Source organism: Gudongella sp. DL1XJH-153 (assembly GCF_049310905.1).
In the GTDB taxonomy this organism is placed as follows: Bacteria; Bacillota; Clostridia; order Tissierellales; family Tissierellaceae; genus Gudongella.
The window spans coordinates 44,337-65,261 of sequence record NZ_JBMEMN010000014.1 but is presented as its reverse complement, the minus strand read 5'-3'; the positions used below and the strand labels follow the sequence as shown (position 1 = coordinate 65,261).

The 20,925-nt window shown below is 40.5% G+C and carries 14 protein-coding genes and 2 tRNA genes; 3 read left to right on the top strand and 13 right to left on the bottom strand.

Annotated elements, in window-relative coordinates; all coding sequences use genetic code 11:
• Positions 1–243: 243 nt before the first annotated feature.
• On the top strand, positions 244–1,551 hold the full coding sequence (locus ACOEN1_RS07235; protein ID WP_422486046.1) for a M14 family zinc carboxypeptidase: 1,308 nt from the start codon (positions 244–246) through the stop codon (positions 1,549–1,551).
• A gap of 50 nt (positions 1,552–1,601) precedes the next feature.
• Here ACOEN1_RS07235 and ACOEN1_RS07230 read toward each other — a convergent pair whose 3' ends face one another.
• The 3 genes from ACOEN1_RS07230 to ACOEN1_RS07220 all read right to left on the bottom strand — a co-directional run bounded on the left by ACOEN1_RS07230 (position 1,602) and on the right by ACOEN1_RS07220 (position 5,719).
• The gene (locus ACOEN1_RS07230; RefSeq protein WP_422486044.1) at positions 1,602–3,338 is read right to left on the bottom strand and encodes an NADH-dependent [FeFe] hydrogenase, group A6; all 1,737 of its coding nucleotides are present in this window, start codon (positions 3,336–3,338) and stop codon (positions 1,602–1,604) included.
• A gap of 11 nt (positions 3,339–3,349) precedes the next feature.
• On the bottom strand, positions 3,350–5,167 hold the full coding sequence (locus ACOEN1_RS07225; RefSeq protein ID WP_422486050.1) for an NADH-ubiquinone oxidoreductase-F iron-sulfur binding region domain-containing protein: 1,818 nt from the start codon (positions 5,165–5,167) through the stop codon (positions 3,350–3,352).
• Positions 5,168–5,239: 72 nt separating this feature from the next.
• Positions 5,240–5,719 carry an NAD(P)H-dependent oxidoreductase subunit E gene (locus ACOEN1_RS07220; protein WP_422486042.1) on the bottom strand — a complete coding sequence of 160 codons (480 nt, stop codon included), beginning with the start codon at positions 5,717–5,719 and terminating at the stop codon, positions 5,240–5,242.
• A gap of 363 nt (positions 5,720–6,082) precedes the next feature.
• Here ACOEN1_RS07220 and ACOEN1_RS07215 point away from each other — a divergent pair, with 363 nt between their 5' ends.
• Entirely contained in the window at positions 6,083–7,360 is a 1,278-nt protein-coding gene (locus tag ACOEN1_RS07215) for an IS110 family transposase (RefSeq protein WP_422486040.1), read from the top strand.
• A gap of 463 nt (positions 7,361–7,823) precedes the next feature.
• Positions 7,824–8,588: an EFR1 family ferrodoxin gene (locus tag ACOEN1_RS07210; RefSeq protein WP_422486038.1), complete on the top strand. Its 765-nt coding sequence runs from the start codon at positions 7,824–7,826 to the stop codon at positions 8,586–8,588.
• Positions 8,589–8,801: 213 nt separating this feature from the next.
• Here the strand turns inward: ACOEN1_RS07210 and ACOEN1_RS07205 are convergent, their stop codons facing one another.
• From ACOEN1_RS07205 to ACOEN1_RS07160, 10 genes are all read right to left on the bottom strand, one after another.
• Positions 8,802–10,520 (bottom strand): hypothetical protein, encoded by a 1,719-nt coding sequence (locus tag ACOEN1_RS07205; protein ID WP_422486036.1) that lies wholly within the window; start codon positions 10,518–10,520, stop codon positions 8,802–8,804.
• 266 nt (positions 10,521–10,786) lie between these two features.
• Positions 10,787–12,712 carry a stalk domain-containing protein gene (locus ACOEN1_RS07200; protein WP_422486034.1) on the bottom strand — a complete coding sequence of 642 codons (1,926 nt, stop codon included), beginning with the start codon at positions 12,710–12,712 and terminating at the stop codon, positions 10,787–10,789.
• A 142-nt stretch (positions 12,713–12,854) separates the two neighbouring features.
• Complete coding sequence (locus ACOEN1_RS07195) at positions 12,855–14,168, bottom strand: copper amine oxidase N-terminal domain-containing protein (protein ID WP_422486032.1); 1,314 nt, start codon at positions 14,166–14,168, stop codon at positions 12,855–12,857.
• Between the two features lie 276 nt (positions 14,169–14,444).
• Positions 14,445–14,536 (bottom strand) — tRNA-Ser (locus tag ACOEN1_RS07190).
• 79 nt (positions 14,537–14,615) lie between these two features.
• Positions 14,616–16,604: a molybdopterin-dependent oxidoreductase gene (locus ACOEN1_RS07185; protein ID WP_422486030.1), complete on the bottom strand. Its 1,989-nt coding sequence runs from the start codon at positions 16,602–16,604 to the stop codon at positions 14,616–14,618.
• A complete protein-coding gene (gene tadA / locus ACOEN1_RS07180; RefSeq protein WP_422486028.1) occupies positions 16,597–17,061 on the bottom strand; it encodes a tRNA adenosine(34) deaminase TadA in 465 nt (154 codons plus the stop codon). Before tadA ends, ACOEN1_RS07185 begins: the two co-directional genes overlap by 8 nt.
• A gap of 20 nt (positions 17,062–17,081) precedes the next feature.
• Positions 17,082–17,157: transfer RNA gene (locus ACOEN1_RS07175), tRNA-Arg, on the bottom strand.
• Positions 17,158–17,259: 102 nt separating this feature from the next.
• Positions 17,260–19,344, bottom strand: a complete 2,085-nt coding sequence (locus tag ACOEN1_RS07170) for a TRAP transporter permease (RefSeq protein WP_422486026.1) — start codon at positions 19,342–19,344, stop codon at positions 17,260–17,262.
• Positions 19,341–19,898: a DUF1850 domain-containing protein gene (locus ACOEN1_RS07165; protein ID WP_422486024.1), complete on the bottom strand. Its 558-nt coding sequence runs from the start codon at positions 19,896–19,898 to the stop codon at positions 19,341–19,343. Before ACOEN1_RS07165 ends, ACOEN1_RS07170 begins: the two co-directional genes overlap by 4 nt.
• Positions 19,879–20,910 carry a TAXI family TRAP transporter solute-binding subunit gene (locus tag ACOEN1_RS07160; protein WP_422486022.1) on the bottom strand — a complete coding sequence of 344 codons (1,032 nt, stop codon included), beginning with the start codon at positions 20,908–20,910 and terminating at the stop codon, positions 19,879–19,881. Before ACOEN1_RS07160 ends, ACOEN1_RS07165 begins: the two co-directional genes overlap by 20 nt.
• Positions 20,911–20,925 lie beyond the last annotated feature (15 nt).

The following is a 20,925-nucleotide window of genomic DNA, read 5'->3' as shown; positions in this document are numbered from 1 at the left end:
GATTGAACTTCAATATTATCCTCTAAGTAGTAGCTATTCATTGTAGTTCTTCTTTTCATAAGCTACTTTACACTATCCATAGTGATTTATCAAATTGTCCGATAGCCGTCTTGTTGTATTATATCTACCCATTTAACGTCTCGTTTTAACGCATTGCCTTGCAAAGTCGGTTACTCTTGCTCTTTTGTGGGTATAAGTCTACAAAGCAAATCTCAAAACAATTACATGAAAGGAGACAGGCCAATGATACGTAAATTTATTGTCTACCCAGTTTTGTTTGTAATGGCATTGTCACCTGCTATTTCGGGTTCAAGTATAGAATCAGACCCTCTGGGAGAAACTAGCGACCCAATGGTTCAGTTTGAAAATGCAAACCAACCCCTTTCCATAGATGACTATTTAGAGAATCCATTATTAAAGCTAGATGTTGGTAGGTCATACTCATCAAGTGATTATTCAACAATTGCTAAAGAACTTTCAAATCGTTACCCTGATATTATTTCGTATAAAACAATTGGATATTCACACGATAAAAAGGAGATTTTCTCCCTTGTAATGACAAAAAATGCTCCTGAAATGATTAATAGGGCGGATTTCAATGTCTCAAGGATGCATTATTATATTGAAGCTGGTGTTCACGGAAGGGAAACGGTCAATCCTGCTATACTCATGAAACAGATTGAAGATTATGCCACTGATTACTATAAGGATTCACATATTCCAGGTTTTAATCTGGAGGAGATACTATCAAAATCCGTTTTTCATTTTGTACCACTGGTTAACCCAGACGGTCATGATCTGTCAAAGTTCGGACCTGATTCAGTCATAACACCTTCTGCTCGTGAAATGCTGTTTAGCATAAATGACAAGGATTATTCTCAATGGAAGGCAAACATTGCAGGGGTTGACCTGAACAAGAATTTTCCTGATTTTCATCTGAATCGACAGGCTGGATTATTGGAAGACAAATGGCAAAACTACCCCGGAAGCTTCTTTTCCAGTGTGCCTTCAGGAGAATTTTATCCAGGATCCTATGCAGGTAGTGAACCTGAGACAAAGGCAATTATGGACTATATGGCTTCCTATGATTTCAGGAGTTATGTGTCCTATCACTCCAGGGGTAATCTTCTTTACTACGAATATATTTGGTTCCCAGATGAGTACAGAAAAAATGCTCTTGAAATGGCTAAAAAAACCAATGAAATTACGGGATATAAACTGATCCCAGATACAGGAGAAGGAAGTGGATATTCTACTTCCTATTATGTTTCAATATCCTTGAAGCCATCCCTGACAATCGAAACATTGCCATACAATACAGCATTGCCTTCAGGCAACAAGACATATATGGAAGCGTACGAAAAAACCTGGCTGTTGCCATTGTACTATGAGGCTTTAGGGAGAAAGACAGGATACTTCCCGTACAGGCTTTACACTGATGGTCAATATGTAAGAGATTTTCCTGACAAGGAATATGCAGAAGCAATTGCTGAGAGTGTTGGTGGAGAAATAATTGAAGGATCTGGAGTGCCTGAGTTTATTATTGAATAAAATAGAAGCAGTTGCAAACCATATAATTGGCAGCAACTGCTTTATTTTTTCTACATTTTCTGTCTTGGAACGTAATAGGTGTGAAGTAGTTCATGGGCCTTCTTACCATAGGGATCTCCCAGATACTCTTCGTATATTTTCTTGATCATTGGGTTTTCGTGTGATTTTCTTATAGTCTTGGCACGATCCTCAGAATAAATGCCCGCTATTCTCTTCTCAAGGATTTCCAGATCTCCGTGGTGGTAAGGCTGTCCTCCTCCTCCAATGCAGCCTCCCGGGCATGCCATTATTTCTATTGCATGGTATTGGGCTTCCCCTCTTCTTATCTTTTCAAGAAGATTCCTTGCATTTCCCAGTCCATGGGTTACTGCAATGTGGATGTCCTCCCCATTTATCTTTATAGTTGCCTCCTTGGTTCCTTCTATTCCCCTCAATGCTTCGAATTCAACATTTTCAAGTGTTTCATCTGTCAGCCATTCATATGCGGTTCTTAATGCCGCCTCAATAACACCACCTGTTGCCCCAAAAATAACTGATGCTCCTGTTGACTCTCCAAGAGGATTGTCGAACTCCTCATCCTCCAGATGATTGAAGCTTATTCCAGCTTCATTGATCATCCTGGCCAGTTCCCTGGTGGTGATTACTATATCAACATCCTTGGTCCCGCCGTGGCCCAGTTCTGGCCTTGCTGCCTCATACTTCTTGGCAACACATGGCATGACAGAAACCACAACCATCTGTTTAGGATCTATTCCCATTTTTTCTGCCAAATATGACTTGGCTACGGACCCGAACATCTCGTGAGGTGACTTGCAGCTTGATGGAATATCCAACATGTCATTGAACTGATGCTCAAAGAATTTAACCCATCCAGGACAACAACTTGTAAGCATTGGAAGCTTTCCGCCATGCTTTAGTCTGTGAACGAATTCAGATGCCTCTTCCATTATTGTCAGATCTGCAGCGAAGTCAGTATCAAAGACCTTGTCAAAGCCGATGCTTCTTAAAGCTGCCACCATCTTTCCAGTTACCACAGTTCCAGGTTCCATGCCAAATTCCTCACCCAAAGCAACCCTTACGGCTGGTGCTGTCTGGACTACAACATATTTTTTCTCATTGTTTATGGCATCCCAAACCTTTGGTACATTGTTGACCTCTGCAAGTGCAGCGGTTGGACAAACTGCAAGACACTGCCCGCAGAAGGTACAGGTGGTTTCAAACATAGGCAGATTAAAGGCTGTACCCACAACAGTATCAAATCCTCTTCCAAGACCGGAAAGAGCATGTACGGTCTGTACCTCATTGCACATGGTTTCGCATCTTCTGCACATGATACACTTGGTCATATCCCTGACAATAGAGAAACTGCTGTCATCTATTGGAAATTCAGAAATTTCCCCTTCATATTTTACGTGTCTCAGACCCATCTCCGCAGCCAGTGCCTGGAGCTCGCATTCAGTATTTTTCTCACATATCAGACAATCCTTCGGATGATCTGAAAGTAGAAGCTCCATAACTGTTCGTCTTGCCTTAACTGCTTTTTTAGTATCAGTCTTAACAACCATACCTTCGAATACTGGCGTTGCGCATGCAGGTGCAAGGGTCTTTCTTCCTTCCACTTCCACAACGCAAACTCTACAGCTCGCAGCCTTATTGACCATTTTGATATCGTGAAGGTCAAGATGGCATAAGGTTGGTATTTTAACATTTACAAGCTTAGCCGCCTCCAGGATAGTCGTATCTTCAGAAACCTGAACCATCTTACCATTTATATTAACATTTACCATTCATCTCACCTCTATCCTTTCGAAATAGCATTTACAGGACAAGCATCAAAGCAAGCTCCACATTTTATGCACAAATCCTGGTCAATCACATGAACTTCCTTTACTTTACCGCTTATGCAGGAGACCGGACATACTCTGGCACATTTTGTACAGCCGATACATTTGTCTTCACTGATATTATATCGTAGAAGTGACTGGCATACTCCTGCAGGACATTTCTTGTCCCTTACATGTGCAAGATATTCCTCATGAAAATACTTCATTGTAGAAAGTACAGGATTTGGAGCAGTCTGACCCAGACCACACAAAGATGTAAGCTTTATGGTTTCTGCTAATGTTCTAAGGGTTTCAAGATCCTCTTCTGTTCCCTTGCCTTCGGTTATCTTTGTAAGCATTTCATAAAGCCTTTTGTTTCCAACCCTGCAGGGTGTACATTTACCGCAGGATTCTTCGACTGTAAACTGTAGATAGAACTTTGCGATATCTACAATACAGTTGTCCTCGTCAATAACAATCATTCCACCTGAACCCATCATGGATCCTATGGAGTAAAGTGATTCGTAATCAATCTTTACATCAAGCTGATCAGCGGTAATACACCCTCCTGATGGCCCACCGGTCTGGACGGCCTTAAATTTCTTTCCATCCTTTATCCCACCACCTATGTCGTAGATTATTTCTCTCAATGATATTCCCATTGGAACCTCAACCAGCCCCACATTGTTTATTTTCCCTGCAAGGGCAAACACCTTGGTACCTTTTGAGGTTTCGCTTCCAAACTTATTGTACCAGGACGCTCCGTTGATTATAATTGCCGGTACATTTGCAAAGGTTTCAACATTGTTTACAGAAGTAGGCTTATCCCACAAACCCTTTTCTGCAGGGAATGGTGGCTTTGTTGTAGGTTCTCCTCTTCCACCTTCAATCGAATGTATCAAAGCAGTCTCTTCACCACAGACAAATGCTCCTGCGCCATATTTTATGTCAATATCAAAATGAAATCCAGTCCCCATGATGTCTTCTCCAAGCAGCCCCACCTGTTTTGCTTGCTTTAAGGCATTCTTCAATCTCTTTATGGCAAGAGGGTATTCAGCACGTATATATACAAAACCTTTATTGGCACCTATTGAATATCCATTAATTATCATTGCTTCTATTATGCTGTGTGGATCTCCTTCAAGAATTGACCTGTCCATAAAAGCTCCAGGGTCTCCTTCATCAGCATTGCAAACAACATACTTGACCGATGACTCTGTTTTGCTGGCGTACTCCCACTTTAGACCAGTTGGAAATCCTCCACCACCTCTTCCTCTTAAACCAGAAGTCTTGATAATATGTATAACCTCTTTGGGTGTCATTTCAAGCAGACATCTTCCCAATGCTTCATAACCCCTGTTTGCAATGTATTCCTCAATAAGCTCAGGATTTATAAGTCCACAGTTTCTGAGAGCTATTCTTTCCTGCTTCTTGTAGAATTCCATTTCATGCTGGGTATCTACCTTCTTTTTAAGGGCAGGTTCCTCATACAGTAGTCTTTCAACCTTTCTTCCTTGTACAAGATGAGTTCTTACAATATTGGCAGCATCTTCTGGAGTTACTCCAACATAGAAAACATCCTCTGGAAAAACCTTTACAATTGGTCCTTTTTCACAAAAACCAAAGCATCCGGTAATTGATGCACTCACTTTGTCTTCAAGTCCATTCTCTCTTATTTCAGCTTTCAGATTATCAAGGAGCTTAAGACTCTCTGATGACACACACCCAGTTCCACCACAGATAAGAAGTTCTCTACGGTCTGTATTTGTTATATTAGCCCTTCTAATTTCCATTATATGCTCGAAATCCTTCTGCATTTTAATAAGGGTATCCAGATTATTTATTCTCTCCATAACATCCACCTCCTACTCTGTATATTTGGCAATAATCTTGTAAACATCATCTACTGTTACTTTTCCATAAACATCGTCATTTACCATTACAACTGGCGCAAGCCCACAAGCACCTACACATCTGAGACAGTCGATTGTGTACATCTTATTCCCAGTTGTCTCACCTGTCTTGATGTTTAGAGTCTTTTCAAACTCCCTTACTATAGCTTCGGCATTTCTTACAAAGCATGCGGTACCCGTACAAATGTTAATGACATACTTTCCTTTCGGTTCGGTCGTAAAATATGAGTAGAAGCTAACAACCCCAAAAACCTTTGATGCGGGAACATGTAGCTTCTCACCTATAAACAACTGGACTTCCATAGGTAAATAGCCAAAAATATGCTGTGCCTCGTGCAGGACTTCTATGAGAGCTGCTTCTGTTGATTCAATTGAGTCAATATAAGCCTCCAACTGATCATACAGGTCCTGACTTAATGTTCTAGTCATCATAATATCACTCCTCGTATAATATGTTTAAAGCTACTTTTTTAGTAGTCAAAACATATTGTTTTTTATTTTCTTACTTTCGTGTTAATTGAGATATCCCAATGCTAAAATAGAATTAGAATGATTAGCAAAGGACAATTCTCTCACTCCTTGCAAAACCTTTGGGTTATTGCCCTCAAAGCGTGCTTCCTGACTTAGCTGTCACATTCTGCCTACTCAGATGCTGCATCCCTTTGACTAGACCAACAGCAAGGTAGTTTTCAAAGATGAATGCTTATAGTGCGAGGTTGCAGTCAGCAGCTAGGATTGGGATATCTCTTTTACTAATTGTTCCACCCTTATCTTTTTATGAAAGGTGGTGATCTTGTGAAGAACAACTTTATGTCTACTTTATTCGTTGGTATTGATGTAAGCTCTAGGACCAATGTCTTATGTGCTCTGAATTTTCAAGGCGATAAGCTTCTCAATCTAAAGGCTCTGAATAACCAGCCTGGCGCTGAATCTATCATGGATAGCATCCTTGGCTGTCTTAATTCCAATAGCCTTGAATATGTTGTTATAGCCTTGGAATCAACTTCATTTTACAGTACACACATTGCCAATTTTCTTTCTTCAAGTGCAGAGTTCCTGCCCTTCAAGCCTCTTGTGTACTGCCTAAACCCCAAGTCTGTTGCCAATTACAGGAAGTCTTTTGTAGATATTGATAAGACTGATCCCCTCGATGCCTTTGTTATTGCTGATTTTGCCAGGTGTGGAAGAATCACATCGGAACCTTGGCGGGGAGCTCAGTTTCTTGCCTTGCAGAGACTTTCCAGACATAGACTACATCTGGTTGAGTGCATTACACGCGAGAAAACCTACATGGTTTCCAACATCTACCTTAAGTTTAGTGAGTTGGCTATCCTTGATAAGGATGAACAGCCCTTTTCCAACACTTACGGCGTTACTTCCGCTGCCGTTTTGACTGAATTCCTCTCCTTGGATGATATTACCTATTCTTCCATTGAGGATCTTGTGGCATTTGTTTCTGCAAAGGGTAAAAATCGATTCAGCGACCCTTATGAAACAGCTAGGTTGCTACAAAAGGCTGCCAGGGATTCCTACCGTTTGGATCAAGTCTTGTATGAGCCTTTAAACACTTCCATTGCCTCGTCCTTTAACCTTATCAAAGCATTTGATGCTGAGATCAAGGTAGTTGACAAAGCCATTGAGAAGACCATTAAAGGCATCAACCCCGTAGAGTATCAATCTCTGACATCCATTCCAGGTATTGGTCCGGTACTTGCTAGTGGTATTCTTGCTGAAATTGGCACTATTGCATCTTTTGGCTCACATGATTCCTTGGCTAAATATGCCGGTCTAACCTGGAGGGTAAACCAGTCTGGCGATTATTCCTCTGATGATACCAGAATGACCAAAACCGGCAACAAGTACCTGAGATACTACCTTATTGAAGCAGCCAACAGTGTCAAGAACCATGTTCCTGAGTACAAGGAATTCTACAACAAGAAGTTTGGTGAAGTTACAACCCATTGTCACAAACGAGCACTCGCACTTACATCTCGTAAACTAGTTCGTCTGATTTTTGGCTTGCTGACTAAAAATCAAATCTACTCCAGCGGTAAAGTTGGAGAGATAGAATAGAATATTTTCTGATTTTTAGCCTGTTTTTTCCTTGAAAATCCTAGGTTCTGTTTGTGTTGTCCTCCTTTAGCTCATCTGGATGATTTATTCAAAAATCTCTTCTTGACATACTACCAGATTGCTTTGTTAATAATTTAACAGTACGACTACGAATACTATAGCAAATTTTTACCCAAAGTAAAATAGAATTATGTAAATTAATCTCTATTTTCTCATTAGTCGGAATTGAACCACAAGTCAGGTGTTTTCTGAACTTTGTAGTCAATTAATGGCAAATGTTTAAATTGTAACATTCATTCTAGAAGCTACTCGCCTGTTTAAAATCTTTGTACAATATTTATTCTGTATCAAGATTTTTAATATTTTTTTTTAAAACTATGTTAATTAGATTACGTAGTTTTCCAAATCTGGGTATAAATAAATTAACAGGGAATTTAAAATTAAAATTAGGAGATGTTTATGTATGATTTTTTATTTTTCTGGTACGGGAAACTCTTTGCACATTGCCTCAACAATATCCCAATACCTGCACGACAATCTTTTTTTTATTCCTGAAGAGTTGGAAAAAAGATCTGAAATCCTTGAACACCATTTTGATTCAGATGACTATCTTGGTTTTGTATTCCCAGTACATGCCTGGGGTCCTCCAAAGATTGTCCTTGATTTTGTGGACAAGCTTAAACTTTCAGGCCATTCACCCTATGTGTTCTCAGTTGTATCCTGTGCTCAGGAGGAAGGAAAAACTTCTGAAATTTTCAAAAGGCATCTTGAAAAAAACGGCATCAGGCTTTCCAGTTCCTTTACAGTTATAATGCCCAATAACTATATCCTGGGAAATGATGTTGAATCACAGGAAGACATAAATATGAAGCTTCTTATGGCTGATAAAAAGGTTGCGGAAATATTCTCGATACTTGAAAGTAAAGAAGAGATGTTCGATTTGATTCCAGGCAAAACACCCTCTCTTAGAACAGGCATTGTCAACCCTTTCTTTAGAAATTTTGCTCTGAATAACAAGCATTTCCATGTAGATGAAAACTGTGATGGGTGTGGAATTTGTGAGAAGGCATGTCCGCTCCATTCCATAAAGGTGGCCGCCAAACCCATTTGGGATGGCGATTGTACAATGTGTCTGGCGTGTATCAACAGATGTCCAACACATGCCATTCAATACGATAAGAAAACTGCTGACAGGGGAAGGTATGTTCATCCTGATCTTCTTCTGTGAATTAATCTCACTTTAAAAACTTGTTATTAATCTTAGATCCAGTTTATTGAACTGATTAGAATCCACGAAAAATATTCTGGCTGATACATACAGTTTAATGACTACAAAATATTAACTGCACCTTAAAAGCTTACATAAGCTTTTAAGGTGCAGTTAAGTCTTGTCATCAATTTTTTTGCTGATAAGACAATAGAAATTTGTGCAGTATTCTTATCAAGGTCTGATTTCAAGGATATCGAATTGATTCTCTCTAGGGTTGCCAAAAATATTCAGAGCATCACCAGGCTTGGCAAATATTATTTCCGCTCCCAGGGTCTTTGCATTACCGATATATATAACATCGTCGTCCTCTGCCATAATGTAAAAGATGGTATTGCCTTCAATTACCACACTCTGAATCTTTTCAATCACGATGGTGCGTTCATCGGCATCAGCGCCTGGAAGACTTGATGTGTCCGACCTCAAGTAGTACTGGTTTATTACTTCCTGGACCGTGTTTCCAACACTAACATTTTGATAGTTTTCAGCATCTACCAGTGCGAACATTTTTGCAAGACCGGAAACATCCTTTAGTCCTATCAAATAAGTCGGCCGGTCCTTAATGTTTAGGAGAATTGGGAAAGCAGGGGTATAGTTCTTCTCTTGAATCTGTCCGGTAGCCGAGTTCATTGCCGATACCTCATCAGCTGATGGAACAGAGAAGAAATTGGCTTCCTTGGTTCTCAAGTTGACAAAGTAGAATCCAAGATTTGAGGAATCGCTTCGAATGGAGGTTACTCCTGTGTAAAGGTAAATATCATCATTCAAAGGAACATAATTGTAGCCTTGAGTTGTTCTGGTGACATTTTGCTGACCAATTATGGAGTTTATAAATCCACTTGTAAATTTACCCCTGTAGTCCAACTGCTGAATAATAAGGCTGGATGGATATACTCGGTCCACCCAGGATGGTACGTCTGTTATATTGTAATATTTTGATTCTCCGGTGCTTCCATTGGTGACAATGGCACCTTTGACATCGGTTCCTCCAAATATCCCAATGCGTCTTGTAAGAACAGAAGTTATATAGAAACCATTCTCCTCATCGTCCACTTCAAAATTGGTTTCGCCAAATATTTTAGTAGGATACTTGAATCTATTGTGTCTTGTTATGTTCCTCATCAATATATCGCTCTTGGAGTATTTCAAAGGTTTGATCAGTTTAGTCAGTTCTGCTTCCTGTGTTGCCATATCTATTTTGACATAGTATGGAATTCCATTCCTAAAGTTTATGAAGTACTTTATGATATCTGAGTATGCAAGTGGTGACACTCTGACAGGTACACCTTTAATATTTATCTGAGTGTAGTTATCATTTATCTCAAATTGGGATACTACCTCCTGGATAGAGCCCATTTGTCTAGCTCCTATTACAACAGCTGCATCTCGATCCACTATTGGAACCTTGTCGTAGCTTATTTCCTTAACAGTATCAGCAAAGTTCGCATCTTCAACAGGTATTAGTCTAGAGTAACCCTTTGCCCTAAAGATTGGCTGAGATAAAAACCCAAGAACAATTGGCGCAATGACTAAAATCGCTATTATAACTACTGATACGGTACCCGTACGTAGAATTGACATCTTGCCGATAACGAGATTCAAGACGTTATATACAATAACTGCGGTTATCAAAAAAGAGTAAAACTCTGGTGCCATGTAATTCAAAGCAGGTAAAGTCATAAAGAATATTATGAACATAATTACCAATGCTAGAAAAACTACCAAGAACGGATTTTTACCCTTTCGGTTGCTGTCGCGATCTTTTATCTTTCTTTTCAATTCTGCAAAAGCTTCTTTAAAGCTTCCAGATTGACCTTTCATGTCTTTTTGTTGTCCTTTCCCGAAATCAAAATTGAATTTAAAGCCCTTGTTATTGTTCTGATTGAAATCCATTATGTACTACCCCTTCCTTGGACTATCTCCTGGCTTTAGCTTTATACCCAAATTACATCAGTTAATTACTAAATTAGCAGCGGCTCTACGATTATTATAATAGAATTCTAATTCTAAACATACAATAGCATCACCTATACAATCCAAAAAACGACAACCCCCTGAATCAAGGTGCTATTAAAGTGTTCAGGGGGTTGCTAAATCTATAATGGTGATAAAGTAAGTAGATAATTGTCCTCCTGATTTCTTTATGTTAAATTTTGCGACTATTTTTTTAAGTAATCTCTGGCATAGTCAAGACCGGCACCGGATAAACCCTTGTCTATTGCCAGCTGGTAGTATTCTTTTGCACTGGATTTATTCTGCACTGAGTAGCTTGAGAAGCAATGCCCCATTCCATAATATCCTGCAGGAGATGATGGTTCCAAGTCAACATATTTCTGAAAAGCATCCATGGAATCATCCATTTTGTTTTCATTGTAATAAGCCCAACCAAGGGAATGCAATGTTCCAGAATCATTTGGGTCAACCAGATGGATTCTTTCATAGTAACCTATTGCTTCTTTGAGATTCTTCTCCTGTACGCCATGGATATTGGCCATTCTCTTAAGCGCTATTATATTTTTAGGTTCCGTCTCAAGTACTTCCTCATATAACTTGGCGGCTTCCTTGTAGTTCCCTGCTGAAAACAGGTTTTCTGCCTTTTCCATTGTATCGGACGACCTTGATATCTGAAGTTCAACTGTCTTGGTATTTCCATTCCAGTTTACTTCTCCTCCAAAAAATTCAGTAATGAACCTAACTGGCACATATGTCCTGGAATTCCTCAATACCACTGGTGCATCCATGGTATTCTTATCACCATCTACATATACATCCTGACTTCCTACCTTAAGTCGAAGACTTGTTCCCTGTCTATCGATCAGAACAGATGATGTCGCCTGATCCCAGCCTACCATCGCACCAAGTGATTCAGCTATTCCCCTTAGTGGAACAAGCGTCCTGTTGTTTGCTGAATCGATAAAAGGATCTGTATCAAAAATAATTGGAGAATTATTCAAGTTTACTGATATTGGCTCATTGTTAAGGTATTTTACAACGATAGCGTTACTCAATAGTCTGCCTTCCCTGACAACGTTCTTCCCATTGTATACCGTTCCGCTGGAAGCTCCGCCGTCAAGATTCATGGCGTCCTTCATTCCAAGAGCCTTTGCTATTTCTGCAAGTTCGCTTACATTCACACCATCCATACTTGCAAAACCCATTCTGCCATCAGCCGTTACTCCGATAAAGCTTCTTCTTGCTCTGTTATTAAGTATCTTCTCTTCTGTAAACCCTTCCAATGCTGGGTTTACAACAATCTGTCCGTTCTTCACAAGAGTGGGTCCTGCTCCAGTTGCTGTTCTTACATTTGTAAAATCAACCTCTCGGTTAGTATGAGGCTTTGTCAAATAGTCGTTTTCATATATTCCATATCTGAAATCAGCAGTACTTCCGGTTTTGAATTTGCCTATCATATTTTGATCATTTGTAAGAAGCAGGAATCCTTCCTGAGGGATATTGAAGCCACCCTTGTCAATAGATGTTACGATTCCTTTATCTACTTGAATTGACGTAAAGCTGTGGGTTGGTCTTGGTCCTTTGAAGTTGGAATCAAAAACCATCACCGCAGCAGGGTCAGTATAAAAGTGGTTTATATTCCATGCATACCAGTTGTTTGGCCATTCCCATTGATTGTTGATTCCTCCCTGAATTCCAATATAAATAGAATCCACCTTTGCCTCTCCATCTGAATCAACGATAAACATTGAACCTGTGTTAGAAATATGCTTTATCTGACCGGCGCTTACCAGTGTACCCGATGGTTGAAAGTCAGTATAAGCCTCAAAAAATGAGCCGTTTATTCCTGCCACTGCCTTCCCATCTGAATCAGTTGCTGAGTTAACTATATTTGCAAGTGTATCTGTTTGCCCAACTGAACCCTTTGCCAATACGGTTTCGACTCTTACTCTCTTGTCATTAAGATTCGTCCAGATTACACTAACAGATTTTGTTCCCCCAGAGTAATTAACATCGTAGTTCTTTAGAGTTACACCTGTGGCTCTTACATATGCTGGCATCAACAGAATTACCGCTGCAATAAAAACAAAAGTCAACTTCTTCATGAAGATTATGCTCCCCTTTTCAGTCATCGTCTGTCCTCCCTTTTATGATTTTCGTCCATTTCCAATATAATACCATGTAATCGCCTATTAATTCTATTTATTAATTATAATCGAGTGTATGTTAATCCCTCAAAAATGCTCCCTGGATTTGTCCAGGGAGCATTTAAGTTTACCACATATTCACCAATACTCCGTCATCAAAGTAATAGATCACATCTCCGTATTCATGCTGGTATACCCATAGCTCAAGTACTGAGAACTCCGTAGTTATCTTGGCGGTCTGGTCTGGGCTTTCCTTAAGCTTCACAAGCAGCATATCAGAGGTCATGCCAACCCATGGAAGCTCCCTATCCAGCCTGTTCCATGTCATTCTATCCCAAGTGAACAAGGTTGTTGGATCCCTTTCAAGGTAGATGTAGATTCTGTCCTTCTCAGGCTCAATTATGGTTTTCCTAAGAGCCACAAGAGGGATATACCCATCCACACCATCTCCTACTGTCACCCTTAAAATGGTGTCGTAGGCAGGAATTTCAGTCTCATCAAAAATCTCAGAATTAATTGCAGAAGCAAATTTGGAACCAGATGATCCAATCAATTCCTTCCACAGCTGTAGGTCAAACAGATGGTCCTGGACAGATATCCTTACATACCCTCCAACAGTCTCCATATCCTCCAACTCACCCATTGTAAGAGGTTCCAGGGTTTCACCTGTTCTTATTATACTGAGACTTCTGCTTCCTTCAAGTTGATCCCTGTGAATCCACCAGGTTTTGCCTGTGAATGGTGACTTCTGTGACCACTGATAAGAGTACTCATCAAGTTTGAAGTCAGGTACATTGGGAATAATCCTACCATCCTTTCTGTAGAGGTTCAGGTGCTCTACATCCTTGAATGTTCCAGTATATCTATACTCACTTGTGACTTCGCCATTATAGTATTTGTATTCGTATTCCCTGTAGGGCTTGGCTTCTTCAAACCCTCCGTATCTCCATTCAATTATCGGTTCTCTGCTTAAAAGAATGAGCTGTGAATCAGCTATCCAAACCACATTGTAGCCCAATGCCTCGGACAGGAACCTTAAAGGAACCATAGTCCTTCCATCGATTATAGTCGCAGGAGCATCAAGGGTGTGGACCAGACCGTTCACCGTTGCCTGGTTGCTGTCGATTTCAAACCTTACAACCAGTCCCTCTCCCTCACCGGTTACGGTTCTCTCCTCTTCATTCCAGGAAACCTCAAGGCCAAATTCCTCAAATATGGCACGCATTGGAACCAAGGTCCGTCCACCTGAGATTCTTGGTGCCACATCAAACTGTAAATCTTCTCCATCAATTACAACTCTTATAGCCTCTGATCTTGTGTAGTCAATACCATCAAAGGGTGATTCCGAAGGTATCGTTTGTGCCTGGACAGAAGTCGGCAATATCATCACTATAAGTATCGATAAAACCGTTGCAATCAATTTTTTCACTCCAACAAACATCGCTATCCCTCCCAAAAAAAATACCGACCTTTATGGTCGGTTACGCTGCTTGCTCACCTGAGAGCAAGCGTCCAAATACACTCCCAAGATCAAAGCATCCCTGTTTATTGTGCTTCCTGTTAATTATTTACCCTAAATACACTTTTGGCCAACTTAAATAGCTGATTTTTGCAAGTTATATGCTTGATTAATTTTTTGGAGATTATCATTTATCAATATTATTTTATTTCCAGAACAAAAAAGGCTTCCCCTTATTATGGGAAAGTCTTTAGATTCTGGCGGAGAAGGAGGGATTTGAACCCTCGCGCCGGTTTTGCCGACCTACCGCTTTTCGAGAGCGGACCCTTCAGCCACTTGGGTACTTCTCCTATCAAGTTGACAAATTATATTATACAGCCGATTCCATTAGTTTGCAAACATCTTTAGTGGAGTGATTTCAGTTGCTTGTCATTCCTTTTCAACCCTGCATACAACCTCATAATAGGCTGCATGGATTCCCATTTTGGAATATATCTCCGGAATGATTCTATTCACTCCTCCACCCTTTTTCATCCATCCACCCTGATATACCATTACCCTGTCAGGAAGGATTTCCTTATCAAGACTAAGTATAGCCTTAAGTGAACCTTTCTCAGTTGTAATAGTTACATCGTCTCTTTCTTTAAGCCCCATCTCTCTAGCTTTCTCTTTATTCATATAGACAAGAGGTGTATGATCTTCCTCAATCAGCGCAAAGTGCTGAGAGTGAAGAGATCCTCTAAGCTTTGGAGTGATGAAATAAAACGGATATTTATTTGTAGTCTCGACCTGGATCTTCCTCTTCTCTGGAAGAGCCGAGAATCCTTCTTTTTCAGCTGTCTCAGAATAGAATTCAAATTTTCCAGAGGGGGTCAGGAAATTTCCATCACTCCAAGGAATATCAAGAAGTCCAGGTACCTTTAATGGCTTCTCCCTTAGCAATTTCATATCAATTTTTTCTTTCATTGGCTGAGTGATTCTATCAATCCATTGGTCTGCAGTCATAATTGGAAAATCGACAAGACCCAGTCTTTCTGCAAGATGGTTCAAGATTTCTATCTCTGAAAGAACTCCTTCAGGTGATTCTACAATCTTGTTGCAGTAATTTATATAGCTATGGTTTGCAGGTGGCATGACGATGTTATCCTCTTCAAGAGGATGCCTCACAGGCAATACAACATCCGAAGCAGCTGCGGTATCTGTAAGGTACATGTCCAGAGTTACCTTGAAATCCACGGTTCTAAATGCCTCTAGAATCTTTGTCGCATCCATTCCCTGGTTTACCGGGTTGGCCCGGGCTGTATATATCATCCTTACTGGAGGGTTCTTCTCTGTCAAGATGAATTCTCCAAGCAATGGCCTCTTATAAGTCCTTTTTTCATTTGCCAGATATGTTCCCGTTAAAAAGTTATCATCAATCAGTCCATCTGTCACACTGTTGTTATAACTGACTCCTCCGCCGGATTTCCCAATGTTTCCACTTACAGCACCGAGTGCATCAATTGCTCGTACTGTTTCACCACCGTTAGAGTATCTTTGTATTCCAAAGCCCAGTATGATTGCTGCAGGGTTTGCTCTTCCATACTCCAATGCCAGTTTTTCAATCTCTTTTGGATCAATTCCAGTTCTTGCAAATAATTCCTCCTGTGAAATCTTAAGTACCGCTTCCTTCAAATTTTCAAAACCAATAGTGTTTTTATCTATATACTCCATGTCAACAAGATTATTCTCAATTAAAACCTTTGTCATATAGAGTGCAATCAGTCCATCTGATCCGGGCTTCGGAGACAAATGAACATCAGAAAAAGCAACCGTTTCAGAAGGAAGAGGATCAATTACGACTATTTTTGCGGCTTTTTCCTTTGCCTTTTTAAAAAACGGCATCATATGTGGTCCTGTTGAAGCTGGATTTCTCCCCCATATTATTATCATTTCGCTATTAATGTAATCCGTAGGTTCGTGTGACAGGCACTTGCCGAAATCATATCTTTGAGCCTCCACGCCTGCTCCAGCACAGAGATTTCCTGTAGGCATTGTCACGCCCCCATATGCATTGAAAAAACGCTGATCTGCTTTTTTAAGCACACCTGAATTCCCAAATTCGCTTATGTATAGAAGAGATGTTGCAGGATACTCTTTTCTTAAGGAATCCATTTTGATTGCCACAAGACCCAAGGCTTCATCCCAGGATGCTTCTCTAAGGTCTCCATTTTGTCTTATAAGAGGTTTCAGGAGCCTATGCCTGGAATTCCTCATCTGGATGTGTTTGTAGCCCTTCTCGCACAGGAATCCACCTGTTACTGGATTTTCTGGATTCCCGGTAAGTTTCTTCAATTCCCCATTCTCAACCAGAGCCTTTATTGAGCATGAATCCCAGCAGTCCAATGTACATGCTGTACTTATCCACTTTTTACTCATCGCTGACACCTCTATTTCTTTTTCTCAGATCTCTGAAAAAATCTTTCAACAATTGTGCACATTCCTTTTCAAGAACTCCCATTTTGAGCTCGACCCTATGATTGAGCCTTGGGTGTCTTACAAGGTCTTCAACAGATCCGCAGCATCCGTGTCTTGGATCCATTGCACCTATAACAAGCCTTGGTATCCTTGCATTTACAATAGCTCCTGCACACATGGCACAAGGCTCCAAAGTGACATATAGGGTACAATCTACTAGCCTCCACCCGCCAAGATACCTGCTGGCTTCCTGTATTGCCATTATCTCTGCATGGGCGATTGGATTTTTCTTTGTCTCTCTTTGGTTATAACCTCTACCGATAATTTTGTCATTGTATACAACAACAGCACCCACTGGTACTTCGTAGGTGCTGGTCTTAGCAATTTTGATAGCTTCATTCATAAATTTTTCATCCATATTAGATCACCTTGTTTTAATGGTGCACCCGAGAGGAATCGAACCCCTGCTCATGCCTTAGGAGGGCACCGCTCTATCCTTCTGAGCTACGGGTGCAAGTCACAAAGATATTTTACAACTATTTTTAGTCTTTGTCAAACACTGTAAGCCTATTTAAAAACCGGATTGTGCAAATCACACAATCCGGCGGATTATCTTCTAAGCGGCTTTGGCTTTCTCTCTTTTTATCTGCATTTTCTGGAATAAATATGTTCCTACCAGCGCCACCAAACCAAATGCATCTGTAAAATAACCTGGATACAGTAGCATCAATGCTGCCGCAGCAAGTAATACCCTCTCAATTATATTGGTCCTTTTAATCAAGTAACCCTCCACGGAGCTTGCCAGACAAAGTATTCCAATAATTGCTGATACAATCACAGGTAGCGCCTCAATAAATGGCATAAATATAACTGTTGTACCAACAATATCCTCTACCATTATCAGTTCAGGATTGATGACGAATATATATGGTACTATAAACGCCGCCAGAGCTATCTTTACAGCCTGGAATCCAGTCTTCATGGAATTTGAACCTGCTATTCCCGCCCCGGCATATGCTGCAAGTGCAACTGGTGGTGTAATATCCGCAACTACTCCGAAGTATAGAATGAACAAGTGAGCTGACATCAAGTTGACATCAAGCTTTATAAGTGCTGGAACTGCCATTGTTGCTAGTACGATATACTTTGCCGTTGTAGGTAGTCCCATTCCAAGTATAATTGATGCAATCATCGTAAAGAACAATGTAAGCAAAAGATTACCTTGAGCAACTGTTACAATAATTTCTGCGATTCTAAGTCCAAGACCTGTAAGCGTTACAACTCCAACTATCATACCTGCAGATGCACAGGCACAGGCAACCCCAACAGAGCCCTTGGCTCCTGCTTCAAGAGCACCAAGGAAATCCTTGAATGTAAATGAACTGTCCTTTCTTATCAATGTAGCAATAATTGCTACGACAACACTGATTATAATTGCCTTGAATGCAGCAAGTGTAGGTGTATTACCTGATATCAGGAAATAAACAACACTCACCAATGGAATTAGAAGGAATCCTCTGGTAAGTAGAAGCTTGCTTACTTTTGGAAGTTTCTCTCTTGGTATTCCTTCCAAACCAAGTTTAGAAGCTTCAAGGTGAACCATTGTACCAACTGCAAAATAGTAAAGAACAGCAGGAATTGCAGCTGCTATTATTATCTGAAGATAGGATATGCCGGTAAACTCAGCCATGATAAATGCTGCCGCGCCCATTACAGGTGGCATTATCTGTCCACCTGTTGAAGCGGCTGCTTCAACTGCTCCTGCAAAGTATGGCTTGTAGCCTGTCTTTTTCATCAAAGGTATTGTAAATGCACCAGTAGTAACTGTATTGGCTACAGAACTTCCTGATATTGATCCCATGAATCCACTGGCTACAACTGCTGTCATGGCAGGTCCACTCTTCAAGTGTCCGGTCATGCCAAATGCCATATCAATAAAGAATTTACCTACTCCAGTCTTGTCAAGGAATGCCCCAAACAGTATAAACAGGAATACGAAGGTCGCAGATACACCAGTAGGTATACCCATTATTCCTTCAAGCCCCATGTACATATGAGATACTATCCTCGTAAGCGAAAATCCTCTATGTGCAAGGATTCCAGGCATCTGTGGTCCAAAGTAAGCGTAGCTTAGGAACACGATTGCAACTATTGGAAGCTCAGGTCCAACAACTCTCCTAGTAACCTCAAGTGTCAGAAGTATGGCAATAACACCAAATACCAGGTCCAAAGGTGTTGCATTTCCTCCCTTAAGAGCCATCTGCTCTGGGAAGAGGAATATGTATCCAAATACTACCAATGTAAGCCCCATCAATGCAAAATCAAGTATTGCAGGTTTTTCCCTGCTGGACTTCTTTCTCGCGGGATAAAGGAATAATCCAATTATAAATGCAAATATTATATGTAGCGATCTCTGTCTGTAGGAAAGCAAAGTCCCGAATCCTGCAGTGTACAGGTGGAAAGTTGACATTGCAATGGCAATAACCATAACAAGCTTTGATAATGTTCCTTTTAGCTTTCTAAGTTTCGATGTCTCCTTGTCATAGGATTCCATCAGTGAATCAACATCAAGTCCTTCATCATCCAGTGCTATTCCTCCTGATGTGTCCGCAATGACAGTCTGTTCTTCAAGGATTTCATCATCCCCAATTATTTTGTCTTCTTCATTGTTGTCGTTGTCTAATCTTTTATCGTCACTCATCTAAACCCCTCCTTTGCCAAATATACTATGAGTGGAGTTTTTTGGGTCTCAAACTTTACAGCTTCGGTAGGTTCTGAAAATTCAACAAAAAAATAAGGTTTTCCTCCTACCATTAGCTCGTGATTTGCCCTTACTGCTCCTGTTCTATAAACGAGGTTTGTCATTTTTTGGTCAATGTTGTACAGTCGAAAGCCATCTTCAACTATATCAAAATCATATGGACTTGTTGCCGGAAGTCCAGCCCCATAGGACTGAAAGACTGTTTCCCTCAGTATAATTTCACCATCATCCATTGTGTACATTTCCCATACGGGTGTCCGTTCAACCGAATGAATGTATTTTACTGTAAAGGAATTATCACCCCTTGGCCACCAGGACCTTAGATATTCTCCACTTTTTGCATCTGATGCCTTTAATACCTCTACTGGATAAACCATCATCGCAATCACCAATAGAATCGTGACCACTGCCAAAAACCTCTTTAATAAGGGAAAGGTACTGATACTATCAGTACCTTTTCCATTGAATTCTTTTCTACTGGATGCCTTGCTCATCGTAATACTTCTGAGCGCCTGCATGAAGGTCTATTGGCATACCTGCAAGTGCAGTTTCCAGTTTAATGTCGTTACCTCTTGCATGCGTGTCAATTATAACTTGTCTTTGTTCGAAGATGTTCATTGTCATGTTGTAAACCAAGTCTTCACTTAGGTCCTCTGGAACAATAAGCATTGCCATTACTGCTGCTGAAGTTACATCTGCTTCCATACCCTTGTAGCTATCTCCAGGAATGGATACTTCAGTGTAGAATGGATACTTCTCTGAAAGTGAAGCAATTCTTGCAGGATCCATTGCGACAACTACGATATCTGCAGTTTGAGTTACTTCTGTTACTGCTGAAGTTGGAAGTGCACCAGTTACGAATGCAGCGTCTACCTGCTTGTTCTTAAGCTGGTCTGCAGCCTCGTTAAATGAAAGGTAGTCAGCTTTACCAAGGTCATCATATGTCATTCCGTACTCTTCAAGAATCTGTCTTGCATTAACTTCAGTACCTGATCCAGGTGCTCCTACTGCAACCTTCATTCCAGCAAGGTCTTCAATGCTTGTGATTCCTGAGTCAGCTGTTGCAATTACCTGAATAACTTCAGGATATAGCATAGCCATTCCTCTAATGTTTGTTATTGGGTCTTGACCATCAAAAGTCTCTGTCCCTGTAAATGCATAGTAAGTAACATCGTTCTGTACAAAAGCAAGTTCTGCTTCGCCTTGAGCTACAAGGTTAACGTTCTCAGCTGATGCTCCAGTTGATTGTGCATTTGCATTTACTCCAGCAATATTATCGTTGAAGATTTTTGAAATAGCTCCACCAAGTGGATAGTAAGTACCGCCTGTTCCTCCAGTTGCTACTGATATAAATATGTCTTCTGCTGGCTCTTCTGCTGGCTCTTCTGCTACTGGTTCTTCCCCTGCTGGCTCTTCTGCTGGCTCTTCTGCAGCTGGTGAGCAACCAACCATTAGTGATAGTGTCAGTATAAATACCAACCACAATGATAATGTCTTTTTGTTCATATTCATCCCCCTTTT

Excerpts from the sequence above, each read along its gene's own strand:
- ACOEN1_RS07235 (WP_422486046.1), top strand. The coding sequence starts at position 244 with ATGATACGTAAATTTATTGTCTACCCAGTTTTGTTTGTAATGGCATTG.
- ACOEN1_RS07230 (WP_422486044.1), bottom strand. The coding sequence starts at position 3,338 with ATGGTAAATGTTAATATAAATGGTAAGATGGTTCAGGTTTCTGAAGAT.
- ACOEN1_RS07225 (WP_422486050.1), bottom strand. The coding sequence starts at position 5,167 with ATGGAAATTAGAAGGGCTAATATAACAAATACAGACCGTAGAGAACTT.
- ACOEN1_RS07220 (WP_422486042.1), bottom strand. The coding sequence starts at position 5,719 with ATGATGACTAGAACATTAAGTCAGGACCTGTATGATCAGTTGGAGGCT.
- ACOEN1_RS07210 (WP_422486038.1), top strand. The coding sequence starts at position 7,824 with ATGATTTTTTATTTTTCTGGTACGGGAAACTCTTTGCACATTGCCTCA.
- ACOEN1_RS07205 (WP_422486036.1), bottom strand. The coding sequence starts at position 10,520 with ATGGATTTCAATCAGAACAATAACAAGGGCTTTAAATTCAATTTTGAT.
- ACOEN1_RS07200 (WP_422486034.1), bottom strand. The coding sequence starts at position 12,712 with ATGACTGAAAAGGGGAGCATAATCTTCATGAAGAAGTTGACTTTTGTT.
- ACOEN1_RS07195 (WP_422486032.1), bottom strand. The coding sequence starts at position 14,168 with ATGTTTGTTGGAGTGAAAAAATTGATTGCAACGGTTTTATCGATACTT.
- ACOEN1_RS07185 (WP_422486030.1), bottom strand. The coding sequence starts at position 16,604 with ATGAGTAAAAAGTGGATAAGTACAGCATGTACATTGGACTGCTGGGAT.
- tadA (WP_422486028.1), bottom strand. The coding sequence starts at position 17,061 with ATGGATGAAAAATTTATGAATGAAGCTATCAAAATTGCTAAGACCAGC.
- ACOEN1_RS07170 (WP_422486026.1), bottom strand. The coding sequence starts at position 19,344 with ATGAGTGACGATAAAAGATTAGACAACGACAACAATGAAGAAGACAAA.
- ACOEN1_RS07165 (WP_422486024.1), bottom strand. The coding sequence starts at position 19,898 with ATGAGCAAGGCATCCAGTAGAAAAGAATTCAATGGAAAAGGTACTGAT.
- ACOEN1_RS07160 (WP_422486022.1), bottom strand. The coding sequence starts at position 20,910 with ATGAACAAAAAGACATTATCATTGTGGTTGGTATTTATACTGACACTA.